22 protein-coding genes are annotated in these 22,680 nt (G+C 36.5%); all 22 read right to left on the bottom strand.

Annotated features, from left to right (window positions below):
- A partial coding sequence (locus RH46_RS20675; RefSeq protein WP_040896419.1) for a polysaccharide biosynthesis protein occupies positions 1–1,901 on the bottom strand: 1,901 nt, incomplete at its 3' end.
- A 308-nt stretch (positions 1,902–2,209) separates the two neighbouring features.
- On the bottom strand, positions 2,210–2,758 hold the full coding sequence (locus RH46_RS20670) for a sugar transferase (RefSeq protein WP_006881473.1): 549 nt from the start codon (positions 2,756–2,758) through the stop codon (positions 2,210–2,212).
- A 4-nt stretch (positions 2,759–2,762) separates the two neighbouring features.
- Entirely contained in the window at positions 2,763–3,716 is a 954-nt protein-coding gene (locus tag RH46_RS20665) for a UDP-glucose 4-epimerase family protein (RefSeq protein ID WP_006881472.1), read from the bottom strand.
- Positions 3,716–4,855 carry a glycosyltransferase family 4 protein gene (locus RH46_RS20660; protein WP_006881471.1) on the bottom strand — a complete coding sequence of 380 codons (1,140 nt, stop codon included), beginning with the start codon at positions 4,853–4,855 and terminating at the stop codon, positions 3,716–3,718. Before RH46_RS20660 ends, RH46_RS20665 begins: the two co-directional genes overlap by 1 nt.
- A 16-nt stretch (positions 4,856–4,871) precedes the next feature.
- Entirely contained in the window at positions 4,872–6,053 is a 1,182-nt protein-coding gene (locus RH46_RS20655; RefSeq protein ID WP_006881470.1) for a glycosyltransferase, read from the bottom strand.
- The gene (locus RH46_RS22580) at positions 6,043–6,819 is read right to left on the bottom strand and encodes an asparagine synthase-related protein (RefSeq protein ID WP_050789261.1); all 777 of its coding nucleotides are present in this window, start codon (positions 6,817–6,819) and stop codon (positions 6,043–6,045) included. The genes RH46_RS20655 and RH46_RS22580 overlap by 11 nt, the downstream gene beginning before the upstream one ends.
- On the bottom strand, positions 6,740–7,936 hold the full coding sequence (gene asnB / locus RH46_RS22575) for an asparagine synthase (glutamine-hydrolyzing) (protein WP_050789259.1): 1,197 nt from the start codon (positions 7,934–7,936) through the stop codon (positions 6,740–6,742). The genes RH46_RS22580 and asnB overlap by 80 nt, the downstream gene beginning before the upstream one ends.
- A complete protein-coding gene (locus tag RH46_RS20645) occupies positions 7,936–8,775 on the bottom strand; it encodes a transglutaminase-like domain-containing protein (RefSeq protein ID WP_006881469.1) in 840 nt (279 codons plus the stop codon). Before RH46_RS20645 ends, asnB begins: the two co-directional genes overlap by 1 nt.
- Positions 8,772–9,986 carry a hypothetical protein gene (locus RH46_RS20640; protein WP_040896411.1) on the bottom strand — a complete coding sequence of 405 codons (1,215 nt, stop codon included), beginning with the start codon at positions 9,984–9,986 and terminating at the stop codon, positions 8,772–8,774. The genes RH46_RS20645 and RH46_RS20640 overlap by 4 nt, the downstream gene beginning before the upstream one ends.
- On the bottom strand, positions 9,952–11,100 hold the full coding sequence (locus tag RH46_RS21655) for a glycosyltransferase family 4 protein (RefSeq protein WP_006881467.1): 1,149 nt from the start codon (positions 11,098–11,100) through the stop codon (positions 9,952–9,954). The genes RH46_RS20640 and RH46_RS21655 overlap by 35 nt, the downstream gene beginning before the upstream one ends.
- The gene (locus RH46_RS20630; RefSeq protein WP_006881466.1) at positions 11,097–11,933 is read right to left on the bottom strand and encodes a DUF2334 domain-containing protein; all 837 of its coding nucleotides are present in this window, start codon (positions 11,931–11,933) and stop codon (positions 11,097–11,099) included. Before RH46_RS20630 ends, RH46_RS21655 begins: the two co-directional genes overlap by 4 nt.
- On the bottom strand, positions 11,911–13,095 hold the full coding sequence (locus RH46_RS20625) for an asparagine synthetase B family protein (RefSeq protein ID WP_071985945.1): 1,185 nt from the start codon (positions 13,093–13,095) through the stop codon (positions 11,911–11,913). Before RH46_RS20625 ends, RH46_RS20630 begins: the two co-directional genes overlap by 23 nt.
- Positions 13,092–13,652: an asparagine synthetase B family protein gene (locus RH46_RS20620; RefSeq protein ID WP_006881464.1), complete on the bottom strand. Its 561-nt coding sequence runs from the start codon at positions 13,650–13,652 to the stop codon at positions 13,092–13,094. The genes RH46_RS20625 and RH46_RS20620 overlap by 4 nt, the downstream gene beginning before the upstream one ends.
- Positions 13,652–14,230, bottom strand: coding sequence for a phenylacetate--CoA ligase family protein (locus tag RH46_RS20615; RefSeq protein ID WP_006881463.1), 579 nt, complete (start codon positions 14,228–14,230; stop codon positions 13,652–13,654). Before RH46_RS20615 ends, RH46_RS20620 begins: the two co-directional genes overlap by 1 nt.
- Positions 14,231–14,364: 134 nt before the next feature.
- On the bottom strand, positions 14,365–14,907 hold the full coding sequence (locus RH46_RS20610) for a phenylacetate--CoA ligase family protein (protein WP_006881462.1): 543 nt from the start codon (positions 14,905–14,907) through the stop codon (positions 14,365–14,367).
- A complete protein-coding gene (locus RH46_RS20605; protein ID WP_006881461.1) occupies positions 14,904–16,016 on the bottom strand; it encodes a glycosyltransferase family 4 protein in 1,113 nt (370 codons plus the stop codon). Before RH46_RS20605 ends, RH46_RS20610 begins: the two co-directional genes overlap by 4 nt.
- Positions 16,013–17,449, bottom strand: a complete 1,437-nt coding sequence (locus RH46_RS20600) for an oligosaccharide flippase family protein (protein WP_006881460.1) — start codon at positions 17,447–17,449, stop codon at positions 16,013–16,015. Before RH46_RS20600 ends, RH46_RS20605 begins: the two co-directional genes overlap by 4 nt.
- 6 nt (positions 17,450–17,455) lie before the next feature.
- Positions 17,456–18,895, bottom strand: coding sequence for a capsular polysaccharide export protein, LipB/KpsS family (locus tag RH46_RS20595; protein WP_006881459.1), 1,440 nt, complete (start codon positions 18,893–18,895; stop codon positions 17,456–17,458).
- Entirely contained in the window at positions 18,892–20,004 is a 1,113-nt protein-coding gene (locus RH46_RS20590) for a polysaccharide pyruvyl transferase family protein (protein WP_006881458.1), read from the bottom strand. Before RH46_RS20590 ends, RH46_RS20595 begins: the two co-directional genes overlap by 4 nt.
- A 48-nt stretch (positions 20,005–20,052) precedes the next feature.
- Positions 20,053–21,288, bottom strand: a complete 1,236-nt coding sequence (locus RH46_RS20585; protein WP_006881457.1) for an N-acetyl sugar amidotransferase — start codon at positions 21,286–21,288, stop codon at positions 20,053–20,055.
- Positions 21,289–21,924 (bottom strand): imidazole glycerol phosphate synthase subunit HisH, encoded by a 636-nt coding sequence (gene hisH / locus RH46_RS20580; RefSeq protein ID WP_006881456.1) that lies wholly within the window; start codon positions 21,922–21,924, stop codon positions 21,289–21,291.
- Positions 21,921–22,679, bottom strand: coding sequence for an imidazole glycerol phosphate synthase subunit HisF (hisF, locus tag RH46_RS20575; RefSeq protein ID WP_006881455.1), 759 nt, complete (start codon positions 22,677–22,679; stop codon positions 21,921–21,923). Before hisF ends, hisH begins: the two co-directional genes overlap by 4 nt.
- Position 22,680: the final 1 nt, after the last annotated feature.

Genomic DNA, 22,680 nt, shown 5'->3' with positions numbered 1-22,680 from the left:
TGAAGCTTTTGCCAGACAAGATCACCAATTCCGTCAGTTGGATTGAAATCGGTGGGTGCTTCAAGCAATAACTTACGAATCTCATCATGCTCAAAGTTATGACAAGCTACATCTAGTTTTTCTGTAAGCTCTATATACTGATCTAAAGGAAGAAAGCGCTCATTAGCTGTCATAATTCGAGGGTGAGCTGTCTCACCAACATTATCGCCAATCAAAAGTTCTTCAAATAATTTCTCACCCGGTCGGAGACCAGAAAACTCAATAGCTATATCTCCGTATGGGTTACTTTCATCTTTAACTTCTAACCCTGACAACTGAACAAGATTTACCGCGAGATCAGTTATTTTTACTGGTTCACCCATATCAAGAACAAACACGTCCCCACCTTTGCCCATTGCACCGGCTTGAATCACCAACTGCGCTGCTTCTGGGATTGTCATAAAGTAACGGATAATCTCTGGGTGAGTAACGGTGATAGGGCCACCATTGGCAATTTGCTTTTTAAACAATGGAATAACCGAACCAGAAGAGCCTAGAACATTACCAAATCGAACCATACAAAAACGAGTTCCATGCTCTTTTGCGTTTTCTTGCTCAGCTAGTGCTTGAAGACCTAGTTCAGCCATACGTTTAGTGGTCCCCATAACATTGGTTGGGCGCACCGCTTTATCGGTAGAAATAAGCACGAAAGACTCAACTCTAGCTTCAATGGCTGCTTTCGCTGTGTAGTAGGTACCAAAGACGTTGTTTCTCACTCCTTCCACTACATTGTATTCCACCAATGGAACATGCTTATATGCAGCAGCATGATACACGGTTTGCACACCAAAGCTCTTCATTGCAGTAGCAAGACGATTAATCCTTTGCACAGAGCCCAATAATGGAATTATTTCAACACTCAGACCTTCACTCGAAACTAAGTTAGAGAGTTCTCTATCAACTTGATATAAGCCAAACTCGGATAGCTCAAATAGAATTAGGGATTGAGGCTTTTGACGAATAATTTGACGACAAAGTTCAGAACCAATAGAACCGCCAGCTCCGGTGACCATAACAACTTTACCTTTGATATTAGCCTCCATCAGAGCTTGCTGCGGAGCAACCGAATCTCGACCAAGTAGATCTTCTATCTCAACATCTTTTAACTCGTCGATTTTTGCTTTGCCTTCTACGATATCTTTCATGTCAGGAACAGTTAAAACTTCTGCTGAGAGATGTACCAAAGAGTCTAGAATCTCTTTTCGACGAGCCCTTGAAGCGCTCGGAACAGCTAGTAATATTTGACTGACAGAGTGCTTCTCTATCAATGATTCTGCTCTACTAATACCTTTAACTTTCAAGCCCATAATAATGGTATTGTAGAGCGTTTTATCCTCGTCAATAAAACCGACTACTTTATGGGTTTCTGAAGATCGTAATGCAAGAGCTAATTGTCGACCCGCAGAGCCAGCACCATAGATAAGGACACTTTTTTTACCTTTGCCATTACTTTGCGAAACAAGAACTCTAACTACTAATCTAGCCCCTCCACACAGTAAGCACAAAAATGCTCCATAAATAATTGGTACTGATCTCGGTATTGGAGCATCGAAGTAAAAAGCTAGAATAGATATTGAAGCTGCGGATATGATGGTCCCCACACTTACTACAGCTAACGCATGAAAAGTTAGATAACGTAGGACAGCTCGATAGAGACCAAGTTTGGAAAATACAAAGATAGTTACGAGTAATGTCCCGAGCACGACATATTGTGTGAAGATGTCTTCAAGAGGCTTTATGTGCCCAATACGAGTCCAATAAGCCGCATAAAAAGACGCGATGATAAAGACAGTATCTATTAACACACTGATCAAGCGTTTATTAAAACGCGACATATTCCATATAAAATTGAGTCTAGCCATAACGTTTATCTTAATTTTACTGCACAAAACCTAAAACGCGATTGTGCAGCAAGTGAGTAGAGAGCTTATCGAGCAGTTATGAAAGATAACTACTTCCCATGCCAAAGTAGCCACTATCTACTAGTTGTAGCCACGAGACATAATATTGATGCCCAACGAACACCTTTTATATAAGTAACACTGCTTGTAAATAGTTAATAATTAAAGTTGCTTATCAAAGACTGCAAACCACTGCCTCTATATAGCTAAAGTAATGAGAGGTCGTCTCAAAGAGATTATCACATCAACGATGTTGCTTTAGTGATCTTCTATTTTATTGCATCACCGGAACCACTTCCCGTAACTGTCATTACAATATACTTTAAGTAATGTTTTAAGTTTAGGCCATCAATCATCTGTTTATCCGTTCTTGCTAAAAGCTCAGGGGTGGACATATCAATATTTTTTACCTGAGCAAGTCCAGTAATGCCGGGGAGAACATCGTATATACCTAAAGCATCACGCTCTTGAATTAGATCAGTCTGGTTGAACAAATTAGGTCTAGGTCCGACTAAACTCATTTCGCCTTTAACTACATTAATCAGTTGTGGTAATTCATCAATTTTAGTTTTGCGTAAAAAGGAACCCAACTTAGTTATGGAGTTAGTGTTTGCCAAGTGAGAAGCAACCGATTTTGTTTCAACAGACATTGTTCGGAACTTGATCAACTTAAACGGTTTCTTGTTTCGTCCAACGCGTTCTTGAATAAAAACTGGTGAACCTGTATCGAAGAGACCTATAACAACAATAGTTAATAGAATAGGCCACACAAGTAACAGTCCCAAAAATGCGGCTACAAAATCAATAATACGTATCATTTTTTTAAGTTACCTTTTTGTACTCCAAAAACGCATTGCCCGTTTCTATCATACCTTCATGAAGAGTTCTCAAAGGTGTCCATCCCAATGTATCTTTAGTGTGTGAAATATCGACTTGTAGAGAGCCGATTAACCTATCTGTAACATCTGACTTTTTGAACAATTTTCCGTATAACTTATAACACAATATTGGTATTGGTATTTGCCATTGAGATACCCCGAGGGCTTCTGACATCTCTCCCACCATCTGAGAAGTGGAAATATCACAATCATCTGAGACAAGAAATACTTGGCCAACAGCATTAGGGTGATCTAAACAACTGACAATTAGATCAACGAGGTTATCAACAAAGACAAGACTACGCTTATTATGCGTTATTCTGCCAAATGGTAACGGTATTCCTTTTGATACCAAATTCATTAGTGACGAAAAATTTGCCTTAACATTAGGGCCATAGACTAAGGTTGGACGAATGATCACAACTTCCATACCTGTCTCTTTGCTAATTGATAAAAGTTCCAGCTCTGCTTCAGATTTTGACAAGGCATAATCATCTTTCGGGTTTCGAATATCGAAAGGTGTATACGGCCTCCCGTAGATAGTACTCTCTCCGTTAACTTTGATGCTGCTGATAAATACAAACCGCTTAACTCCTGCGTTAGCCGCTTGACGAGCAAGATTTGCTGTTCCGTAAGTATTAACCGCTCTATAAGATTCTAGAGGATTATCAACACAGTCTTTCATAACATGTACACGAGCAGCTAAGTGAACTATGCACCTTACGCCCATTAACACATCAGAATAATCTGTAACACCATCGATGTTTGATTTAACAAACTTGTATTGGAATAAACCTTTAGGCTTGGTTCGACCAAGGGCAATGGTGCTTTCCTTGGGAAGCCGCTCTAACAAATTACGACCGATAAAACCAGAAGCACCCGTTACCAAAACTGACATCATTTGCTCTCTATAAGGAACTTATAAATCTCAATATGCCTTGAGACTACATTATTTACATCAAACTCCCGCACCGCGTAACGACGCGCCTGTTCTCCCATTTCAGCCCTCTTTTCCTTATCAAGTAACAAAACCATTATAGCTTCAGCCAGCGCCTGCGAATCTTTAGTAGGAACAAGTAACCCCGACACATTATCAATAATAGCGTCTCGACACCCGGGGTTATCAGTAGTTACTACAGGCCTACCGCAAGCAGCGGCTTCAATAAGCACTTTTGGTACGCCCTCTCCATAAAAAGAAGGCATAGTCACAACGCTTGAGCGAGCAAATAGCTCTGGTATATCAGTACGATGACCCAATGCTTCAATGACCCCACTATCAACCCATCTATCTATCTCACCTTGCTCTACTGAGTTAGGGTTTTCAGGGTCAATACTACCAATTAGCCAGAACGCTGTCTTGGGACGCTTACATTTTATTATCTTCGCAGCTTCTACAAATTCGTAGACACCTTTTTCTTTGAGCAATCGACAAGCCATCGACACAATCTCCCTTTCCTCCGCAGACTCTGGTCTATGATGATACAAGTTAAGGTCAACACCTGAGCCCTTAATTAAGGTTCGTTGGCTTGCTGGCAGTTCAATAATGTTTGATAAAATGTTTTGATCCGAGTCGTTCTGAAATATTACCGTTTTGCGCTTACCTCTTAATGCTAACCTATAAAACATAGATACTAGTAGCTTTACAAACTTAGCTTTCTTTGTATCGGCACTGAAGACATAGCCTAACCCTGATATAGCCGCTACAAAAGCAGGTGGGCGAGAAAAAGATTGAAGAGATAAACCAGTATACAAAACAGGCTTAATTGTGATTGCGTGAACTAAGTCCGGCTTTAAAGCCGCTATCAATTTTCTAAGCCTTAACAAAACCTTACCTTCAGACACCAAAGAACTTCCACTTCTCGTAAATGGGATATCATGACAGACTATACCTAGTTGCGTAAGTTTAGCTTTGTGAGTAGAAAAAGATGATGCCAAATGAACTGTGTACCCTTGTTCAATCGCACGCAAAGCAATAGGCAGTCTATGAGAAACAAAAAACCAATCTACGTTTACAACTATCAAAATTGTTTTATTCATGAGCGCCACTTCGTTATTACTGATTCCCTAATGCCAAAGAGTTTCTGTAGCGTATATTAATCACTTTTGAATCAAAATCCTGAGCACGCAAAGGGGCTTTGCGTTTATACACTGAATAGAGATCCGAGCCTTCATTTTTCAATAAACAGATAGCATCAACTAAACACTCAACATTGTTTATCGGAACCAATATGCCATACTCTGCGACTTCAATGGTATCTTTCAGAAAAATATCTCCGCTACCCGGAGCTAAGATTTCACGAGGTCCAGTCATACAATCCGTAGAAATTACGGGGACTTCACAACACAAAGCTTCAACTAAAGCGTTAGGAAACCCCTCACTTATCGATGTCGAGATATAAATAGAAGCTTTATTTAAATATACAAATGGATTGTCTACAGACCCCAAAAAATGCACCGTACCAGGAGCACATATCTCGCACGCTAGATCCTCAACCTCACTCTTGGTAGGTCCGTCCCCTAGGAAGATCAATTCATAATCACGACAAGTCTTATTGAGTTCACTAAAAGCAAGCACTAAATCTGACTGTTTCTTATCAGGGTGAAATCTACCTACAGAAACAATATATTTTCTAGAAATATCAAATGAGAATTTCGCGCTTTCTGTCCTTAATCGTTCTTTATTTACATAATTCGTATTAATGGGATTATTAATTACTATTGATGGGTTAGATAGATGAAAGTCGTTTATATACTCTTTTTCCATCGCTCTAGCCTTGAATATAAGAAGATCAGCTCTACGATAAAAAAAACTTATCATGGTTCGACTCAAATTAGAAAGAAATCGACCAGCAGGATATTTAGCTTTTGCAGACACAGCGCTAACTAAATGGGCTTTATGACCAGCCCCTAAAATCTTTGCGATGATATTAATATAATTTGAGCGAAAAAGGTGACTCTGAACCAAACTTATATTATTATTTTTTATGTACTTCCTAAGTCTAATGGCCGCTTTAAACAAGTTGAAGAATTTTTTTACCTTACCACTTTCTTTTTCCCCCTTTACGAGATAAATCGTTTCAATCGAGTCAGGTAGCTTATAAAAAGTAGCTTCATCTAAAAAAGCAGCTGTAACTTTATAACCTTGAGAATTAAAATCATTCACTAGTTGGACAAAAATGCGTTCAGCTCCGCCTTGAGTAAGCGAGTTAATCATCAGGACAATTTTATCTGACATTCATCATCCACCTTTGATACCATTTAACAAAAGTATAAATAAACCAAATCTTATGAGGATTCACTCCTCTCTTATTATAATAAGATTCTTTTAAGAAAATCACTTCTTCACTATTTAAGTATGGAATATCAGACAAAAAATCCGAATTGATATACTTATCAATATCATTCTTAAGCTTTCCTTGAAGCCATTTATCTATTGGAATTGAGAACCCTTTCTTCTTACGACTCATTAATTCTTGTGGTACATATCTATGTACCACTTTTTTTAACAATGATTTAGTTATCTCATCATTATAATGGACTGACTCAGGTATGCGTGCCGAAAACTCGACTATACGATGATCAAGTATCGGTTCTCGAGATTCAATTGAAGCATTCATACTAGCTCGGTCTACCTTCTGTAAGATGTCCTCTGGCAAGTATGAAGAAAAATCAATATGCCTCATCGAGCTAAGTGACGCGATTGAGCGGAGCTTGGTTACTGAAAGTAAACGCCTAACTTCATCATCTAGAAAATACTTGTTTGCTTCAATATACAGTGATTCGATAGTAGAACATTTAGAAAGTCTAAGTATCTTTAGGGTTTTGCTAACCAAGTTGGATTTCTTGAGTTTAAACGGGACAAATGAAAATGCTGTGTAGAGACTTTTATCGTTAACTAATTTGTCAGATATAGATGGAACACTATACTTCTTGTAAAACTCGAATAACTTCTTTGTATGTAAATATTTGCCATAACCAAAAAAGTTTTCGTTCTCCTCCATCTCCTGACAAAACAACTTTTACATCTTGAGCTGCTAGTCTTGATACAGCGATAGTAGGAATACTAGAACTATCCCCAAAAGGTTCGTCAAATATCTCAGGCAATTCGTGAAGTATATCAAGCAAGTCATCTTCGGTAAGTATTAGTTGCTTATGGTCAGTCCCTAAATACTGGGATAACTCCCTAGCCTGCTCTGATTCGTCGTAATCTCTATCATCAAAGCCAATCGTAAACGTCTTAATCCTAGTATCGGTTTTCTTACTGAGTAAAGATGCAACGGAAACGGAATCATAACCGCCACTAAGGAAAACCCCATAAGGGACGTCCGATACAGTTCTCAACTTGTAAGAATCAACTAACAATGATTCAAGTTCATCGACAAGATCACTTTCTGATAGATTGATTTTCTTCTGAGTAAAGCAATCGTCGATGCTCCAATAAGTTTTGACTTCAAAAGCGCCCTTAGATAAATCAAAAATCATAAATGTGCCTGGTTCTAGCTTATAGGCACCATCGAAAATTGTAATTGGTCCGTTAATATAACCATACTGGAAAAAGCTGGCTAAAGCTTCAGTGTTAATTGTTTTTGATTCCCGGAAGTTTGGATGCGAATGAAAAGATTTCAACTCAGAGGAAAATAAAAAAACATCTTCATTCAAATAATAGTACAACGGTTTGACGCCCAATCGATCTCTCGCTATAAACAGAGAGTCATCCTGTTTGTTATAAATACATATAGCAAACATGCCGATAAATTTTTCTAAGCACTTATCGCCCCACTCCATATAACTATACAAGATAACTTCTGTATCTGAATTCGATTTAAAATGATAATTTAAAAGTTTGAGCTCTTTTTTAATACCATCAAAATTATACACTTCTCCATTAAAAACAATAATATAGTCTTTACATGAGCTAACCATAGGCTGATGCCCATTATTGCTCAAGTCCTGAATTGATAAACGCTTATGCGCTAAACCTATGTGATAACTATCCTTTTCGCTAAAATAAGTCCCAGAATCATCTGGACCGCGATGGTTAATAGCATTTGCCATCGAATCCAGAAAATCCGACCTAAATCCCCCGGAAAAATCAACTAAACCAACAAAACCACACATCAAAACAACTCTATATTTCCTAGCGATTTAAAGACTGGCTCTTCAACCTGCAAGCCTGAAACTTCGCTATTCGAATCCAAAAATACATAAGACATAATATACGCTGGTGACCTAAAAAGATCATGCAATTCAAATACTCTATTTGCATCGATAATAACGAAAAATCGAGAATTAGAGTACAGTTCTTTATTATACTGCTGATCTACCTCATGAGAACCACCTACTGGGACAAAGATATCCACATCTGATAAAGCCAACTTTCTAGTATTTAGATAGTTTAATAACTGTCCATTATTTTTTGCCATAACAAGTCCGTCTGCATCAAGCAAAATCCATTGTGAAGTTTCGTCATTCCAAACTTCAGTGAAGACATGGTTCCCACCCCATACTACACGACTCGAATAACCTAAAGCATGTAAAAGTACGGACGAGACTTTAGCGGCCTCGCTACAGACGTTACGATATCTACCTGACTTATCTAAAACATCCTCTAGGTTCCTAGCTAACCCGTTGCTTGTACGATCCCCAAAACTCATCAAATAGTGAGTAGCTTTTACTACAGAGTCGATATCAGACAAGAGGCTTCTTTGACCATCAGCCACCAGATACTGACTCAAAAACGAAAGATAGTCACTGGTCAAATCGTCGGAAACATAACTGAGATCGAATGAAATCGAGCTGGGCAGCTCTGCTGGACTTGAGTACGCAAGCTCCGTGCTAACTGTCGTTATGTTTGCGAACATGAAAGGCCCTTTCATCTTCATAAATAGGCCCAAAAAAATCGTTAGGATAATAGTCAAAAATGCAAAAACTAATAATTTCAATTGGCGATTAGTCAATCGTAATTCTCCCCAAGTTGCGTTCTGTAGTAAGCATAGCTGTAGAACGAAAAGATAAGCATGAATAAAGTATTTGCGCTATAAAGTGAAAAGAAAAAAAACGGAGTGAAATATGACAATATCATAATTGCACCAGAATTGTAATTTCTGATGATTCCCTTAAGCATAATTAGAATAAACACATTTCCAAATACCCCAAAAGTCATAAGAATCTCCAGCAAAAAGCTGTGCGTGCGTTCATACCCTCCTTCTGAGACTAAGAAGTATTGCAGGTTTCCAAAACCAGATCCGAAAAACACGAAAAATAAATTATCTTGGTCAAACCAGATCCTAATATTCGTAGTCCAAATATCCACATATGCACTCACAGAGAATCTATCTAACATTTCAGGCGAAATATTATCAGAAACAAGCACTTCTTTAATAAATCCAACCAACCATTGTATTCTGTAAGGTAGGTAGTCATACAAAACAGCAGAAAGGATCACGATTAACATAGTGAGTGCTATTAAATATAAGATCCTCTTCCCCCCTCCCTGTATAAGCATGTAAATCAAAAAAGACGAAAACACGATCATAAGAGCAGCTCTATCATTAGATACTAAGATTCCTAATGCAAATATACTCATCGTTAGCACTGCCAAAATTCGACTTTTAAGTACATACATAGGAACAAAGAAAATCAAACTTAAATAAATACCGAGAGTCGGTGCTCCATAGTGGAAGACTCCCCAGTGCCGACCCATAAAAGGTTCGGAAAAACCAAAAATATTTGTTCCGTATATGGATTGAAATACTGCATCTAGAGAAAAAGCGGATGCAATGACACAAAATAGCCTCGGGACCAAAGGAGGGATATAAGATGTAAAACAGTATAGAATCAATGAAAAAACTGATACAAATAGCGCAACCTCCTTAATATACGCTAAAATTCCGTCACTTCTAAAGAAAATTGAAACTATTAAACTATACATTACAAAAATGGGTAAGAATAAAAAATTCAAGTCAATTCGGACTTTAAACTGACATGTTATCAGGTGCCGTACAAGACAAATAACACCGAATAAAACAAATAGAAGTCGATTTAAAACCATCAAACTTGGGTTCCACCCTTGAACAGCAAAAGGGAGTGACACAAACATAAAAAGAATGAATGATGATATAACCAAATCAAAGCTATAATTGTAACAAATTGATGTATTCTTTTGCACTTTTATTCCAACTATATTTTTTTGATATAATACTCGATATATAGTTTCTATCAAAGTCGGTTTCATAACATTGAGAAAACGCGCTAGATAGTTCGTAAGTGTCGTTAGCACTTACAACAACACCAAGTGAGTCATTAAAAATAATATTAGGAATTCCCCCAACATTCGTTCCTACACATGGAAGACCGAAAGACATAGCTTCTATCATTACATTAGGGAAATTATCATAATGAGACGTAAGAGCAAAGACATCAGCCATATTATAGAAGTTTGCCAATTCAGGTTTATCAATATTACCTGCAAATACTATTGATTTATCAATCATTAGATGCTTTGCTAATATTTCCAGATCTTGCTTTTGGGCACCCTCTCCAACAATGATAAGCTTTGAGTTCGGAACCTTGTTTTTAAATAACGAAAAACCTTCCATTAGCATTGGTATATTTTTTATATTTATAAGTCTACCAACGTATAAAACAACAAAATCATTCTGGTCAATGCTATATGCTTCACGCTGTTTTCCACTAGAAACTAATTCATGCTTTGAAAAATCATACACTCCAATTTCGACATAATTTAATTTCGGTTTAATAGAGTGTAACTTCTCTATTTTTGAATATGCATCACCATTAGCAATTATTCCATTACTGTTCTTAGCTAAGAAAGTATCATAAAAATTACTTAGCGGTCCGGGCATCCTCATATAGGCAGAATGATGACTAAAAGTAGACAGTAGATAAGTTAACAAAGGGAGTTCACAAGTATGCACCACTACGCTTTCATTTAGTTTTCTCAACTTGAAGTAGGCTCTTAACTCAAATGTGATCTGGCCTATGAGCCTAGGGATCGCACGAACCCCTTTTAGCTTACTGAGCCCAGGTGTTTTGTGAAACCATTGAGTAAACGGATACAGCCAAGGGGCTCTAATCAGTGTGCATTTTCCAAAGTGTCTCGGTACTGAGTCAAAATTAGTCTTTCGAAATACTGGTTGCAACGAGTAGATTTCCACATCGACACCTAAGTCATGAAGAGCCTTAGACATATTGATATCGAAATTTTCCCCACCACCGCGGAACATCATCATACCAATATTAACAAATATCAGCTTTTTCATAATATAATATCTCGCGCCAAACAAGGTTTGATATCGTAGCTGTAGCAATAATCTAAAAACTCTAATAAGATATCATACTGCAACTTATTGTTATTATTTGGTAATCGACAGCTATGTTCCCAGAAATGAGTTGCTAAAACAAATGGAAGGTTGTGAGTCAAACAGTAACGGAAAGCACTCTTCAATTGTTCTAAGTTCGTAGATGGCGTTAGTGCATAGCCGCCAATCTCCCACCGAGTGCCTTCAATTATGGGTTTTGGACTATCAAACCTATGTTTTGCCATATAGTAAATACGCTCCAATCTAGATTTTTGATGGGGCCATGAAAGCAAACTTCTCGTATTGCACCTTACGCCAGGCAAATTGAGCAAATTAAAACCTTGACTGATTAACTCACGAGAGACCTCTTTAGACATTGTGTTGCTTGGCGGGACAAATGTATTGATTTCAGTCATGAATACTTCTTCAAGATATTGCTTAGCTTCTCTTAACTGAACCGCGAAGTTAGGAGATGGCTCTTTGAGTTCAGGAACTATTTTATGCCTGTCAAATCGGTAAGTATGATGTATACCATGCATTACTAAATCTACACGCCCTTCCTTAATTTTTGACTTGATATAATTAACTAATGCAACATTTTCACCAATTGGAAATACAGTATTTGTGTGCCAATACTCGAGTGGCATATGTCCAGCTATAGTCCCTTTCTGATAAGGTATAGTTGCAAATGTAATAGGAAACTCTTTCCAGACGCCTTGGTATAATCGTTCGATTAACTCAATGTCAGAAAAGTAGGATAAGTCGTCATCCCTAATAACGAATTGAATTGTCATGGTTTCTCTTCAATATTTTATCAAGTGTATAAAGCTTCATAATCTTGTGATATTGCTTGTTACGGTATAAATTTCGAATAACGTTCTTTGAATCGAAATATTTATTTAAATGATGGAGTTCATCAATACCGTTCTCTAGCAAAAAACGCTCAGAATAGTTTACTGTAAAACCAGTTTTTGGCCTGTCTATCAAGCTGGGTGACAAGATTGATTTGCCGATATTCCTCAAAATTATTTTGGACTTAGACAAAGAAAGCTTACTTCGTAAAGGGAGATTGAGAGCAAAACGTATAACCTCAATGTCAAGGAAAGGTAGCCTCATTTCTACACCATGAGACATACTCATACGATCTGCACGAGACAACAGTGGAACTAGGTATTCCTCAAGTTCGCTGGCGAGATAAGAGAGCATTTTTCTTTCATGTTCACTAGAAACAAAACTATATTTTTGTTCATACTTTTTAAAACGTTCTGACACAAGTATATGTTCAATCGTAGGGTGAGTCCCAGCACTTTTCGTGTCCGTGCGCGCATAAATAAGAGCTTGATTAAGTTGAGTAGGTACGAATTTTAAAAACCTACTTAGATAATTAGCTTTCATAAATAACTGATGATAAGGATAACCTCCAAAAAGTTCATCGGCACCTTCTCCACCTAGTAATACTTTATATCCTTGCTCACGAGCCAACTTAGAGACCTGAAGTATCCCAACTGCGTTATTATGAACTAATGGATACTCCCAGTAAAATAACGTATCGTCTAGGTTATTGACAAATGTATCGTAGTTAAGATCCATAGAATGTAATCTTACATTTAAGTCTTTTGCTAGAGAGTTGGCGTAGTTCAGCTCTGAATCATCAACAGAATTAACATGCAGTAAATTATAGTCTCCATAATCATTTGCGAAATGAGAAATCAACGACGAGTCTAGACCGCCAGATGCAATAATAGCAACAGGAACGTCTGACATTAATCTTTTCTTAATACTGCTACGTAATAAATCTTGAAGAATGGACTCGCAGTTCGAATTATTTAGTTCTCTATAATAAGACTCATCAATTAGATCAGACACTTCAAAATATTTACTAACTTCTATTTGAAAATTGCTTAGGTTGAGTCGTAAATATCCTCCAGGAGGAAGCGTTGAAACATTTGAATTCAACGACTCTCTTGAATAAAATGTGTAATTAAGAACATTATCGATGATCCTACTATCGAATTGAAATTCGATATTGAACTCCGAAAATGTTTTCTGTTCAGAAGAAAAGTAAAACTCATTCTTGTCATAGTCAAAATGGTAATAAAATGGTTTTTCCCTAGTCGGTCTCTAAAACAGAAAATTTCGTTTTCTGTAATATCAAAAATGGCTATAGAAAACATACCATCGAGTTTATCAACAAAATCGATACCATAGCGTTTGTACAAAGCACAAATCACCTCAACTTCAGAATTAGTTGTAAATGTATAATCACATGAGATCTGCTCTCTTAAAGCTTTGTAATTGTATATTTCTCCATTGAAAACTGCTACGACATCTTGATATTGAAAAGGCTGATTCGCATTTGAAGACAAATCGTTGATAGATAGCCTTGTATGGCCAAATGTCACAAGGTCATGTTTCCATACTTGCTGATTATCCGGCCCTCTATGTGCTAAAGACCGTAAAGCATTATTCAGGTTGTATTGTCTTTTAGTAATTGAGCCTAATATTCCACACATTATAATTCACTTCTCACGTATATGTATTTTCCGCTCTTTGTTTTCGGTATCTCATCAACTTCTTCCCAATTAACTTTAACTGGCAATTCTAGTGCACCGGAAATATCGCTGTTAATGTTATTTAAAACACTCGATGAAATTGAACCAACACTAAGAACATAATAAACTATCACTTCATCCAATTTTGTTTGGACAACACTAAAATTTTTAATTTCGTCGATACCAAAAAATAATGTTATAAAATATTGAGCATGTATCTTTTTTCCATCTTTTCCTATAAGATAATCAAACACCCTTCCATTTAAGCCTTCAAGAATAAAGTCCTCTCCATGTTTAGAAACGCGTCGTCCAGAGTCCAAAATATCAAATCTAATTAGCGGCATTGTATAATTATGAAGGTTAGTAACCAAGATTCTATCATCTACAACTTCCACTATATTATTAAATATAAATATGTGTTTAAGTTGACGATGGTCATACTCTGCGGCAATACCACTAGACTCACGAGAACCATAAAAATCATACACTTTACATCGAAAGACTTCTTCTATTAGATACCTTTGCTCATCATACAACATAGCTGTGCTTGTAATTATCAACTTTGGTGAGAAGACTTTTAAATTATGTTTCTTTGCATAACTGGCTAGATCAGCTAAAGAGTTGCTATAAGACTTTAATATGTCGGGTTGGTAACTATTAATCTTCTCAATAGCTAGTTTTTTCCTATCATCACCAAAATCAAAAGCATTGAAAAAACAATATTACTAATATAATTCTTTATTTTAGCACTAATTGTTGTTCTTTTCTTGAAATCATCTACTGAACCCCAGATTATAAATTTTTTGCTTTTTGTCCAATCGAGCTTTAGCATATCCTTGTAATAATAGTACAAAGTAACATCGACCCAATCTTGATAATTTCGGTCTTGTAAGAACTTAACTGGTTCGCCTGTAGAACCACCAGAAGTGTTCTCCCAGAATGGATACAAGGTAGAAGAAGATGTCAATTCTTTGAAGTTGTTTCTCAATATATCCTTGGTCATTATTGGTAAGCTTGTAAGATCGTTAACTTCAACCCTATCTAAATCTATATCTCGGTAATAAGGGACATGACTTTTGGCATGAGACAACAACAGTTTAAGCTTACGTTCTGAAAGAGTATTGAGAGACGACTCGTGCTCTTTTAACTCTTTGTACAGCTTAAGAATGTGACGGTTTTTAAACTTCCAAAGTAGTGAACTAATGATTCTATTCATTTATGTAATCCAATATCGCGGCTCCAATTAATTTTTTTTTCAAAATTCTCATTACAGAACCTAATTGTAGTGTCAGAGAGCTCTTCTAGTAACCGTCTATTAGATATCAACTGCTCGATCTTATTTTTTATATCATCAGTTTCATCGAAGCTAAAAAGATACCCACTAATCCCTTCACTTATAGCTTCTCTAACTCCTGGCGTGTCATATCCTATAGAGGGTACTCCTACAAATCCAGCCTCAGCATAAACTCTCCCAAAAGTTTCCCCTAAGCCGTTGTGAGCCTTAGAAAGCAAAATATGTAGATCACTCACAGATAATATCTTGGAAATTTCGTCTTGTTCTTTATATCCAAGGAATTCAACATTCTTCCCTAAATTCAGCGCGTTGGCATGTGCTACTAAATTATCTCTATATTCACCATCACCGATAACTTTATATTCAAAAGGGAATTTCTCAGTATCAATTTTTGATAATATTTGTAACACTCCCTGAATGTTTTTTTGTTCTTCCAAGCGACTAAAAGTAACTATCCGAAATAAGTTATTTCCCCCTATATATCGGTTAGAGTCAGGCTTCCAAATGTTTCCATCGATAGGACGGGGAATCTTCCTCATTCGATCAAACTCTAATTTCGTGAATTGGGAGATATCGCGAGCCGTTTGCTCGGAAATAGTAATTATCTTTAATGCATTTTTATATGCTCGGCATAATAGGATATTACGGATAAAAACTTTGTGCCACGAGTTATGAAAAGACAACCTTGTTCCAGCGGCCAGTATTATAGCTTTAAATGCTAAGAAATTCGACAACACGCCATAGGAAACCTCGCACATATGCCCCATGACTATAACATGTTCATAATTGTCACGTAAGAATAGTTTGTTTGCCAACATCATGTTGTTTAAATCTGTGAAATAACCGCCTTTACCTGAGCGCAATACAGTAAAAGCGAGATCCTCGTCGAATTTATCGCTACCTTCGGTAAATGGACAAATTAGAGTCACTTCTGCTCCATTTTCTACCAGCCCCATAATAGTTTGATGAGTAGAAAATTGCATACCACCAATATCTGGAAGAAAAGAGCCCGTTATACATAAAATCTTCATAAATCACCTTTTCTATCACGCCAGATGATAGAGTTTTTGACCTTGAAACATAGACTTATTATAGTTAAAGCGATTACAAATACGCATATCAATGTAGTATCAACTTCGGTTCTAGGAGTTACGTATAGTATAATCAATGACAAAATTGAGATCGCTACCGACCAATCCCACAATTTTATCTTATATTTTCTACGGATAAACGCAAAACAGGAAAGCGAAAACACTACTTCGCTCATTCCTGTTGCTATTGCCGCACCAATGAGACCATATTTGGGAATCAGAATCATATTCAAAACTATATTTATCACCAATGTAAAAACTGTCAATTTGAATATTACGTCCGCCCTTCCCTCTGCTGAAACAACATACGAAGAATAACCAAAGCAGATACATACTGTATAAAGTAATACTAAAGTTTGAAAGGCGCTTAATCCATTTAAGTATTCATCGGTATACATCAAACTTATTAGATAGTCTCCTCCTACAAGAAAAACCGTCGCAACCGGTAGTGTTAAAGCAACTAGTATCTTCTGCAAAGTTTCAAAAGTCTGTATGACTTCACTATGTTCTTTTCTGACAATATACTTCGTTAAGACTGGTAACAAAATTGGCGTGAAGGCCATAAACCAAAAGTTGCGAACGATCACCGCGACTATAAACATTGCCCCATACAAGCCTACATCATAATTTTCCATGTAAAATCCGATAAGAATATTATCAGACCAAAGGTAAATCATAGATAAGATACTTGAAATTCCACTCAATATGGAAAATCTCAAGAATTCCTTGTCGAGTTTTAGACCCTTATCCTTAGTCGGAATTGACTGATAGTACTTTCTTATTAGAATGACCCAATAAAACAGCGAAGCTAGGTTACATACGATAAACACCGTTATAACAACCTTCAACCCAGGGATATGTAGTATTGAAACAATACATAGCAATAATATAGGTAAAACTTTTTGAAAGAAGAGCTCATTTAATTTAGTTCTTAGAAAATCTCCGTTAGTAATTGATATTTTCATTAAAGAAGAACCAACTGAATTGATGATTATATACAACCCCAAAATAGGGAACACTTCTGAAAATCCGAAGACAAAGTTTTCATCAATAGTTCGCTTACCTACATATAAAATGCCATACAGTAATAAAGATAGCGTTAATGGTATAAATATCGACAATCGATATACGTTTTTCAGTAGATGCTGAGAATTAGATTCCTGATATAGGGGAATAAATCGCATTACTCCGCCTGCAGAGCCTAAATTCGCAGTTATGGATAGTATTGAAAAAATAGTTAACGAAAGCGTAAACAGCCCATAACTGTCAACGCTTATTGTTTTCGTTAAAAAACTATTCCAAAAAAAACCACACATTAAGAACACTGGCTGCAGTAAGACATGCAGTCTAGCAGTGGAAAATATCTCTTTCATAAACTATCAATTCGATGAAAGGTATTCTGATAATCCAAGATAAATGGATTCGAGATTTTTTTCCGGCATCACGACGTCCCAGCCTGTTTCTAACGGCTCTGCAATCATACATTCAGTTGAATTAGAGAAGTATAAGGCCAAAAAATCTAGAATATCATTATCATTACATCGATAGTCATCTAAATACTCTTTTATAACCTTAGGCCACTGAGTTATCGCTGTGTCTCCGATATGCTTTACAAGTTTACAGTCATTGTAAAAAACTTTGCCCATAGTTATGACAGGTTTCTTGAGCAATGTTGCTTCTAACCCCGTTGTACCTGAAATAGTTGCTATAAGAGAAGCTTTTTTCATAACGTCATAACTATCTAGGTTCATCGCTATAATTTTAACGTTTGGTAACTTTCTCAACGCTTTATAAAATGAATATGGGTTCTTACCCAACATACCAGGGTGTTCTTTTACATAGATCTTATAACCCATTGGAACACTTTTTGATAACGCCTCGAGCGAAGACAGCTGGTTCATGTAAAAATGAGCATATGTCATGGTCGTAGCCTCAGGTTGAACCTGAAGTGGGAAATAAACGTACTTCGAACTGAGATCTGCATTATCCCACTTAAAATACTTTTTGTAATAAAAACGTTTCATTCGAGGAATCGCCTCTTCTACAAAAAGTTTTTTGAATGGATTAGGTTTTGAATGTCCAGAGTATTTTTTAGTTACGTAGTAATGATATGAATAGTTAAAGAATCTCTTAAGGTGCTCTTTTCCGATTGACTCTTTCTGTACAATCACATCTTTATCACGCTGGCTAATTTCTTGAGTCTGCCTGAACTGAGAGAGTAACTCTTTAGCCTTATGAAACATTTCAGGTTTTACTGGTTTGTACGGAACTAAGCTACCATAATAATTTTCACTCCAATAGGTATAATTGAAGAGTGCCATTCGCATCTTTGTACCATGAATTACTTTTATTCCTAGTTCAGTAGCCACGTAATACGAAATTAAATGTGGCATAGATGCGAATGCGTTTGTAACAATTACATCTGGTTTTTCGTTTACATATAGGTTTTCAAAGTAATCAAAAAATTTTGCCACCTGAACTAAGTTATTCTCATACCCATCTTTAATGTGTCTTCGATCACCCCAAACAAACTTCCATAGCGTTTCATCACCATATTTCTCTTCCAGCTCTCTGATGCGTTCATCCAAGCCTTCATATGTCATGTTGCTATAAATATGGCTTTCATAGAACTCATCCAAAGAATAGATTTTGTTAAATGGATGTTTTATTGTCCCGTCGGAAAGTTCGAGAAAGTATTTCTTTCCAACAACGAGTGCATTTATTTCTTCATCAGCGTAGATGTCTGATTTTAAACGAAATGCGATATCACTCCACAAGTATGAGAAATCCCAATCTAATATAAAAAATACTTTCTTCATAACTTACCTACATTAGCCATTCGAATATCTAGCCAAGCTATGATTTTTTCTAGATATTCACTGTATTCAGCTTCATTAAATTCATTTAGAGATGTTTGATTAATCATTTTAATAAGGTCTTTATCGAAATCAGCCTTATCAACATCAACATACTGTTTTGAATTAAGCTCTTCATATAATGATTCGATTTGTACGTAGTTAAACAAACCAATAGTAGGCACTCCCATACCTATTGGGCATACATTTGCATGGAATCGATTTGCAATCACTAGATTAGCGCCTTTGTATACTGACATTACTTCTTTAAACCCTTCATCACCATGCAATAATGAGGTAACACTAATTCTTCTCCTTCTATATTCGTCTGGAATAAATTCGAGAAAATCAGTAATAAATCTAAGATCTCTATATATATGAGGTACAAAGACAAGTTCCAGCTCACTATTTTGGGCTAAAACAGCTTTGGCGAAATTTGCAAATGTCTGTAAAAACTGCTCATAACTTGTACTCACAAATCGCGATTCGTGCATATCATTTGCTATATTAATAGCAATATAATTTCGTCCTTTATAATAATTTGACGGTTCGTCTACTTCGCAAAAAAAACCTGCATCTAATGTATAAATAAATTTGTCATGAAAATATTTATCGATGTGCTTAAATATGTTTTTCCTAGCACCATCATTGCGAACAGAAACAAGTTCATTTCTTTCTATTAACTTAGATAGGAAACGTTCAAACTTCTTGATATTTTTTTCTGAAGCACCTTGACCTGGATCCACGCCAAGAGAGTTAAAAAGTATGGGCGTTTTGATTTCGTCTAGCAAATTTAACTCAAGCGCAATAGAGGTACCTGTAGGAGAGTCCTCTACCCACAACTCAAAATAGTTACCTCCACCAACTATTAGAAGGTCATATTCATTTACCAAAGATACAAATGACTCATCAAAGTACTTTTTCTTCCAGTAGAATTCTCGAATTTCTAGCTGGGTGAAAACAAATTCATATGAACCTAATGCACGCAATTTTCTATAAAAGCCATCATGGTTAGCGTTATCTCCAATATTACCGTCAAAGCTAGCCAAATGAAGAACATTGATTTTTTTCATAATATTTTCTTAATAAAGTGGTGATAGTTTAAAACTATCACCAACATTTTATTTATCATCGCACCCTGTATTATTTACATTATGACGCAATTTCCACTCACCATTCCCATCCTTAATCCAAATATGAGGACTTCGGAACTTATCTACAGTTTGATGAAATTCATCTTCGCTAGTATTTATATAATCAAGAAATTCTTTGAAATATTTAGATGGGAATTCTTCATCGTACTTTTTCACAAGGTAACAAGCTTCTTCCCTTGTGATTTTACCATTTCTAACTTCTTGTGCCGCGTCGTAAGTAGCTCTGCCAATCCCAAATTTGATTAATGTTGTAAAGTAGTGAAACGGGTCAATTTTGTCATCTATGCTGCTATATTTTGAGTAGCTACCCTCTGTTCTCACTGTATTTGCTTCAAATCCAGTATTGTCCACCGCATAGTAATAACACTCTTGTGGGTCCCACTTTAGGTAGTACCCCAAATAGTGAACCTCGACACCAGCGTCAATAAGTTCTTCTTTTTCCGGCGGGATATATGGAGCAAAATCATCTAGGCTGTAGTCTCCAGTGTCAATGTAATCTTTCATAGACACGCCACCAAATTTCATGTCAAGCGGATTATCTTCCGAGAAGAAGTCCATATTCATTAGTGGGTTCGTGTTTTCTTCTATTGCGTTTCCGTACTCAGCTTGATTTTCACCATACATCACTAACTTAACACCAAACTTTTTAGCCATTGCTGGACCAATAATTCGCTGCCCTACAATGAAAGGTTGAAATGGATGCAACAAATTGTGAAATGCATTTCTAGTCATTTCTCTATGAAGCTTACCATTTGGCGTGTATAAGATATTATCATGCCCTCCTACATGCATCCAATTTTGAAAGTTCTTCCAACCTATATCAGTATATAAATGAGGGGCCCATGTGACAGTTAATGGGTTCATTCCATACTTATATTTTAGAATATGGGAAGTATAGGCACTATCTTTGCCTCCGCTTCCTGGCACGATGACATCATAAGAACCATCTTTACTTCTAAACTTGGACAACAACTCTCTTAACTTTTCGTCTCGCTCTTGCCAATCAATTCCAGTTTCTTTTTCAGCATGGTATGCGCACGCAGAGCAAACTCCATTATCATCGAAATTTATTACTTTTTTCTTTTCACCTTTTGAGCTTTTAAACTCAACTGTTGAGCTTGGTCTTTGATTTGAAATTACGCATTTTTTACAAAACTTAACTTCTGATGGCAAGCCATAAAAAGCTTTTTTAGAATCAGACATTCACTTCACCTTTTCACACAAATTAATGAATTCTTTCATAATACTTATCCCTGCTATTGCACTTTTCTCTGGATGAAATTGGAAACCATAAATGTTTCCTTTATTAACAGATGAGCAAAATTCAATTCCGCCATACTGAGAAGTACTTAATATATTTTCTGGTTCTTCTGGTCTTACTACATAGCTATGAACAAAATACAACCTATCATGTTCTTCAACTTTTCTTAGTAATTTTTGGCCCCCATCTATCGATGATTTTTTTATAGGCTTCCAACCTACGTGAGGGATTTTGCTTCCATCATTAGGTACCAATTTCGAAACTCTTCCAGAGATCAAACCTAACCCTTCAGAATATCCAAATTCATCACTGCTATCCATAAGCATCTGCATTCCTAAACAGATACCCATTAAAGGTTTTCCTATTGTAGTAAACTCTTTTATTACTTCGACTAGGCCGTAATCAACTAATCCTTTCATTCCATGAGAAAAAGCTCCAACTCCGGGAAGTATCGCACCGTCACAATTAAGTATTACGTCTCGTTCAGAAGTTAGAATTGGCTCAACGTGTAGGTTCCGAAGAACATTAATAATACTTTTAACATTGCCTATTTTATAATCAATAATTGCTATTTTCATATTCTAACATCTAGACCGTTGTTATATAGTTCATTCTTTATGGAAGCAATACTATCTAGTTCATAATGAAGTACACTCGCCATTGCTAACGCGTCGACTTCGCAATTCTTTATTAGTTCTACAGCATCTTGATGAGTTTTCATTCCCCCACATGCTATTAGCGGAACTTTCACTGACGATTGGATAGCTTGATAAAGCTCTATATCAAACCCTTTCTTTGTTCCTTCCATATCGAGAGAAGTTACCATGATTTCACCAGCACCCAGCACAACCAATTCTTGCACCCAATCAATCACATCTACCCCGGTAGGTTCTCGGCCATTTTCAATATACGCCTCCCATCGACCTTTCTCTATTTTCTTAGCTACAATCGAAGCTACTATACATTGAGAACCGAAGATTTTTGATGCTTCTCTGATAAACTCAGGCTCCCTTATCGCTTGGGTATTGATTGCTACTTTGTCTGCACCTGAGTCAAGAGCATTCCTAATATCATTAATATTTCTTAAGCCGCCACCGACAGTAATTGGAATGAATACTTCCTCACAAGCAGATTTAATTATATTACTTAGGTTATTTCTATCATAGTAAGACGCAACTGCATCCATAAATACAATTTCATCAATACCTTCTCTATAGTATTTTTTAGCCAACTTATTCGGATCACCAACTTTCCGTAACCCTTCTAAATGGATACCTTTGATAGCGTATTCATTTTTAACATCAATCCTAGCAATGGTTCTAATATGCTTCATC

Source organism: Vibrio brasiliensis LMG 20546 (assembly GCF_000189255.1).
Lineage (GTDB): Bacteria > Pseudomonadota > Gammaproteobacteria > Enterobacterales > Vibrionaceae > Vibrio > Vibrio brasiliensis.
This window is presented reverse-complemented; position numbering and strand designations above follow the sequence as displayed.